Below are 5,277 nucleotides of genomic sequence, written 5' to 3'. Positions count from 1 at the left end.
CCCACGCCCAGAGGTCGAGCAGCGTCGGCGCGTCGAGCGTCGGCCGCACGTCGAAATCGGCGAGCGGGCTCGCCTGCGCGTACTTGGTCCACGGGCAGACGAGCTGGCAGTCGTCGCAGCCGTAGATGCGGTTGCCCATGGGCGCGCGCAAGGCCTCGGGTATGGGGCCATCGTGCTCGATGGTCAGGTAAGAAATACAACGCCGCGCATCCACCCGGTAGGGGGCGACGATGGCCTGCGTGGGGCAGATGTCGATGCAGGCGCTGCAACTGCCGCAATGCGAGCCCACCGGCTCGGACAAGGGCAGTGGCAGGTCGACGTAAATCTCACCCAGGAAGAACATCGACCCCGCCTCGCGGTGCAGCGCCAGCGTGTGCTTGCCGCGCCAGCCGATGCCGCTGCGCGAGGCGAGTTCCACCTCGAGCACCGGCGCCGAGTCGGTGAAGACGCGGTGGCCGAAAGGGCCCACAGCCTCGGCCAGGCGCTCGGAGAGCTTCTGCAGTCGCGAGCGCAAGACCTTGTGGTAGTCGCGGCCCCGCGCGTACATCGACACACCGGCTTGCGCAGGGTCACCCAGGTGCCGCCATTCAACGGCCTGCCATTCACCGGGCGTGTGGCGCGGCAGGTAGTCCATGCGGGCGGTGATCACGCGCACCGTGCCGGGCACGAGCTCGGCCGGCCGTGCGCGCTTCACGCCATGCGCGGCCATGTAGGCCATTCGGCCGTGAAAGCCGTTGTGCAGCCACGCCAACAGCCCGGGTTCGGCGGAAGACAGATCCACATCGGCCACACCGATCTGGGAAAATCCGAGCACCCCGGCCCAGGCACGCAACTGCGTGAGCAGGCCTTCACCATCCAACTTCTCGAGAGCGCCGGTCATTTGTCGATTCTAGGAACCCGCAGCGTGCATTGGGCTGACGAAGCCGCCTGTGATGCCACCGCGCGAGCGCTGGCACAGCGGCCGGCGCTTCGCGAAGCCTTCATCGAACTGCATGGCACGCTCGGGGCCGGCAAGACCACCTTCGTGCGCCACCTGCTGCAGGCGCTGGGGGTGCAGGGGCGCATCAAGAGCCCGACCTACGCGGTGATGGAGTCGTACGAGGTGCCGCACCTGTCGATCTGGCACTTCGACTTCTACCGCTTCAAGGATCCGCAGGAGTTCGAGGACGCCGGCTTTCGTGATGTATTCGCCAGCAGCGGCCTGAAGCTCGCTGAATGGCCCGAGCAGGCCGCGGGTTTGTTACCCGTGCCCGACCTGCGCATGGAACTCGTGCCGCTGGATGGGGACGAACGCCGAGTGACCTTCGACGCCTGCACCCCCCGCGGACTGGAGCTTCTGCCATGAAGCGGCGCGATTTGCTTCAGGGGCTGGGCAGCGTGGTGCTGTTGCTCGGTGCTCACGAGATCGCGTTCGGCGCCAGCATCGTCGCGGTACGCGTGTGGCCGGCCGAAGAGTACACGCGCGTCACGCTCGAATCCGACAGCGCGCTCTCGCTGCGCCACTTCATGGCCGAGAACCCGGCGCGCCTGGTGATCGACATCGACGGCCTGGAACTGAGCCCCGAGCTGCGCGAACTGGTCGGCAAGGTCAGGTCCGACGACCCCTTCATCGCCGGTGTGCGCGTGGGCCAGAACCAGCCGCGCGTGGTGCGCCTGGTGATCGATCTCAAGCAGCCCACCGCGCCGCAGCTCTTCACCCTGGCGCCTGTGGCGGCCTACCAGTACCGCGCGGTGTTCGACCTCAAGCCCACGCAGGAGCGCGATCCGCTGCTGGCGCTCATCCAGGACAAGCAGCAGGCCGAGCAGAAGGCCGCCCAGGCGGTGCAAGATGCGCTGGGCGAGTTCCTCGACAAGATGAACAAGCCCGTGGGGCCGCGGCCGGCCGCGTCGGCGCCGCCGGTCGTGGCGGCTGCTTCTGCGCCGCCGCTGACGCAATCGCGCATCGACCGACTCATCATCGTGGCGCTGGACCCGGGCCATGGTGGCGAAGACCCGGGCGCGAGCGGGCCCTCCGGCCTGCGCGAGAAAGACGTGGTGCTGGCCATCGCCCTCAAGCTGCGCGACAGCCTGAATGCCTTGCCCGGCATGCGCGCCATGCTCACCCGCGACGGCGACTTCTTCGTGCCGCTGCAAGAGCGCGTGCGCAAGGCGCGGCGCGTGCAGGCCGACCTGTTCGTCTCCATCCACGCCGACGCCTTCTTCAAGCCGACGGCGCGCGGCGCCTCGGTGTTCGCCCTGTCGCAGAACGGTGCGACCAGCAGCGCGGCGCGCTGGATGGCCGACCGGGAGAACGCCGCCGACATGGTGGGTGGCGTCAACATCAAGGCCAAGGACGCCAGCGTGATGCGCGCCTTGCTCGACATGAGCACCACCGCGCAGATCAAGGACAGCCTCAAGCTCGGCGGCGAGGTGCTGGGTCAGATCCGCAAGGTGGGCCATCTGCACAAGGGCAGCGTGGAGCAGGCCGGGTTCGCCGTGCTGAAGGCGCCCGATGTGCCCTCCATCCTGGTGGAGACGGCCTTCATCTCCAACCCGGAAGAAGAGAAGAAGCTGCGCAGCGAGGACTACCGCGATCAGCTCGTGGACGCGCTCACGGCAGGCATCAAGCGCTACTTCGCCAAGAACCCGCCGCTGGCACGCAACCGGCAGCTTTGAACAAGGTCAGGCTGCGGCGGCCTTGCGGCGCGCCTTCCAGGCGCCGAAGATCACCAGCAGCCCCGGCAGCAGGATGGCACCCCAGATGATCTTGTCGAGGTGTTCCTTCACCCACGGTATGTTGCCGAACAGATAGCCCGCGAGCGTGACGCCGCCCACCCACAGCACGCCACCGCTCACGTCGTAGAAGGTGAATTTGCTGCGCGTCATCTGCGCCACACCGGCCACGAAGGGTGCGAAGGTGCGCAGAAAGGGCATGAAGCGTGCGGCGACGATGGTCACGCCACCGTACTTCTCATAGAAGGCGTGTGCCTGGTCGAATGCCTTCTTGTTGAAGAAGCGTGAGTTCTCCCACTGGAACACCCGCGGTCCGAAGTAGCGCCCGATCGCGTAGTTGCTCTGGTTGCCGAGGATGGCCGCCGCAGTCAGCAGGCCGATCGACAAGGGCAGGTTCATGAGGCCGGCGCCGCACAGGGCACCCACCACGAAGAGCAGCGAATCACCCGGCAGGAAGGGCATCACCACCACACCGGTTTCGACGAAGATGATCAGGAACAGCAGGGCATAGACCCATGTGCCGTAGGTCGCCACGAAGTTCGCCAGGTGCACGTCGACGTGCAGGATGAAGTCGAGGAGGAAAGCGAGGATGTCCATGCGGCGGAATTATGGTGGCCTTCTTACAATGATTCGATGAATGCCCCGACCCTGCCCGCACTCCGGCGCCCGATCCGCGAACTCCCCGACGAGCTGATCAGCCAGATTGCGGCAGGAGAAGTGGTGGAGCGCCCCGCCTCGGTGGTGCGCGAGCTGGTCGACAACGCGCTCGATGCCGGCGCCACAGAAGTGACCGTCAAGCTGATGGCGGGCGGCGTGCGCAGCATCGTGGTGGAAGATGACGGTGCCGGCATTCCGGCAACCGAACTGCCGCTCGCGCTGCGCCGACACGCCACCAGCAAGATCGCGTCGCTCGACGAGCTGGAGAGCGTGTCCACCATGGGCTTTCGCGGCGAGGCGCTGGCGGCCATTGCTTCGGTGGCCGAGATGAGCATCGCCAGCCGCACCGAAGGCGTGGCGCATGCGCAGCGCATCGATGCCCGTTCCGGTGAGCTGGTGCCGGCGGCCCGGGGCGTCGGCACGAGCGTCGAAGTGCGCGAGCTGTTCTTCAGCACACCGGCGCGGCGCAAGTTCCTCAAGACCGATGCGACCGAGCTCGCCCATTGCATCGAGGCCGTGCGCCGTCACGCCTTGGTGCGGCCCGACGTGGGCTTTGCCGTTTGGCACGAAGGCAAGCTGGTGCAACAGTGGCGGCGGGCGAGCGCGACTGGCCAGCGTGTGCGCGAGGTGATGGGCGAGGAGTTCGTCGTCGAGAGCCGCGAGGTGGCGTTCGAGGCCGGCCCTTTGCGTATCACCGGCCGTGCCGGCACACCGGCGGCCGCGCGCGCTCGCGCCGACCAGCAGTACGTGTACGTCAACGGCCGCTATGTGCGCGACAAGCTGCTGGCGCACGGCGTGCGATCGGCGTACGAAGACGTGCTGCACGGTGGGCGCCAGCCGTCCTACGTGCTCTTCATCGAGATCGCACCGGACCGCGTCGACGTGAACGTGCACCCGACCAAGATCGAGGTGCGTTTCCGCGATTCGCGCGAGGTGCACCAGGCGGTGCGCCGGGCGGTGGAGGCAGGCCTCGCGCCACCGCAGGCATCGGCGGGCATGCCACCTGGTCAGCTGTCGATAGGTGCTGTGTCGGCCCCCGCTCTTCCGAACTACACCTCGGCCTTCACGCCCAGTGTGTCGCAAGCCTCGCTCGGCTTGGAGCAGGCCGCCGTGCTGTACGCACAGGAGGCGCCGGCGGCCTGGGCCGTGCCGGCTCCGGCGGGTGCTCCCGCAATGCCCTTGCCCGCAGGCGACTGGCCGCTCGGCAAGGCGCTGGCCCAGGTCGGGGGCGTCTTCGTGCTGGCCGAGAACGCCCAGGGCCTGGTGATTGTCGACATGCATGCGGCGCACGAGCGCATCGTCTATGAGCGCCTGAAGGCCAGCCTGGGTGCGGCGGCCATCGAATCGCAGCCGCTGCTGATTCCGGCCACCTTCGCCGCCACGCCGCAGGAGATCGCGACGGCGCAGGCGCAGGCTGAGAACCTGCTGACGCTGGGGCTCGACGTTTCCGTGTTGTCGGCCGCTACCCTGGTGGTGCGCTCGCGTCCCGCGGCGTTGGCGGGCGGCGATGTGGTGGAGCTGGCCCGCAGTGTGATCGCCGAGCTGGCGCAGTACGACGCCAGCAGCGTGATCCAGCGCGCGCAGCACGAGATCCTGTCGACCATGGCCTGCCACGGCGCGGTGCGCGCCAACCGCCAGCTCACGCTCGACGAGATGAACGCCCTGCTGCGCGACATGGAGCGCACCGAGCGCGCCGACCAGTGCAACCACGGCCGCCCGACCTGGCGGCAGATCACGATGAAAGAGCTCGACGCCTTGTTCTGGCGTGGGCGCTGAGCGGCATGGACCATACTTTTCTGTCGGCCTTCATTCTCTTGCTGCTGGTGCTCGATCCGCTTGGCAGCTTGCCGATCTTCATCCCGGTGATGCGACAGGTGGCGCCGCAGCGCCGGCGTTGGGTGGCCGTGC

6 protein-coding genes are annotated in these 5,277 nt (G+C 67.8%); 4 read left to right on the top strand and 2 right to left on the bottom strand.

All coding sequences use genetic code 11. The features are described 5' to 3' along the window. The coding region (gene queG / locus VFL64_RS08285; RefSeq protein ID WP_489539902.1) for a tRNA epoxyqueuosine(34) reductase QueG at positions 1-880 on the bottom strand (880 nt) is incomplete at its 3' end. 24 nt (positions 881-904) lie between these two features. Here queG and tsaE point away from each other — a divergent pair. Continuing rightward, complete coding sequence (gene tsaE / locus VFL64_RS08280) at positions 905-1,345, top strand: tRNA (adenosine(37)-N6)-threonylcarbamoyltransferase complex ATPase subunit type 1 TsaE (RefSeq protein ID WP_489539901.1); 441 nt, start codon at positions 905-907, stop codon at positions 1,343-1,345. Further along, positions 1,342-2,655 (top strand): N-acetylmuramoyl-L-alanine amidase, encoded by a 1,314-nt coding sequence (locus VFL64_RS08275; protein ID WP_489539900.1) that lies wholly within the window; start codon positions 1,342-1,344, stop codon positions 2,653-2,655. Before tsaE ends, VFL64_RS08275 begins: the two co-directional genes overlap by 4 nt. A gap of 6 nt (positions 2,656-2,661) precedes the next feature. Here VFL64_RS08275 and VFL64_RS08270 read toward each other — a convergent pair whose 3' ends face one another. Further along, positions 2,662-3,309, bottom strand: coding sequence for a DedA family protein (locus tag VFL64_RS08270; RefSeq protein ID WP_489539899.1), 648 nt, complete (start codon positions 3,307-3,309; stop codon positions 2,662-2,664). 36 nt (positions 3,310-3,345) lie between these two features. Between VFL64_RS08270 and mutL the strand changes: the two genes are divergently transcribed. Beyond that, the gene (gene mutL, locus VFL64_RS08265; RefSeq protein ID WP_489539898.1) at positions 3,346-5,145 is read left to right on the top strand and encodes a DNA mismatch repair endonuclease MutL; all 1,800 of its coding nucleotides are present in this window, start codon (positions 3,346-3,348) and stop codon (positions 5,143-5,145) included. Positions 5,146-5,150: 5 nt separating this feature from the next. Then, positions 5,151-5,277 (top strand): MarC family protein (locus VFL64_RS08260; RefSeq protein WP_489539903.1); only part of this gene is annotated, 127 nt, incomplete at its 3' end.

The organism is Rhizobacter sp. (assembly GCF_035702065.1).
In the GTDB taxonomy this organism is placed as follows: Bacteria; Pseudomonadota; Gammaproteobacteria; order Burkholderiales; family Burkholderiaceae_C; genus Rhizobacter.
The sequence above is the reverse complement of the archived record's forward strand: the minus strand, read 5'-3'. Positions and strand labels throughout refer to the sequence as shown.

Bases quoted from the DNA above. Each gene is read 5' to 3' on its own strand.
- VFL64_RS08275 (WP_489539900.1), top strand. From the start codon at position 1,342: ATGAAGCGGCGCGATTTGCTTCAGGGGCTGGGCAGCGTGGTGCTGTTG.
- mutL (WP_489539898.1), top strand. From the start codon at position 3,346: ATGAATGCCCCGACCCTGCCCGCACTCCGGCGCCCGATCCGCGAACTC.
- VFL64_RS08270 (WP_489539899.1), bottom strand. From the start codon at position 3,309: ATGGACATCCTCGCTTTCCTCCTCGACTTCATCCTGCACGTCGACGTG.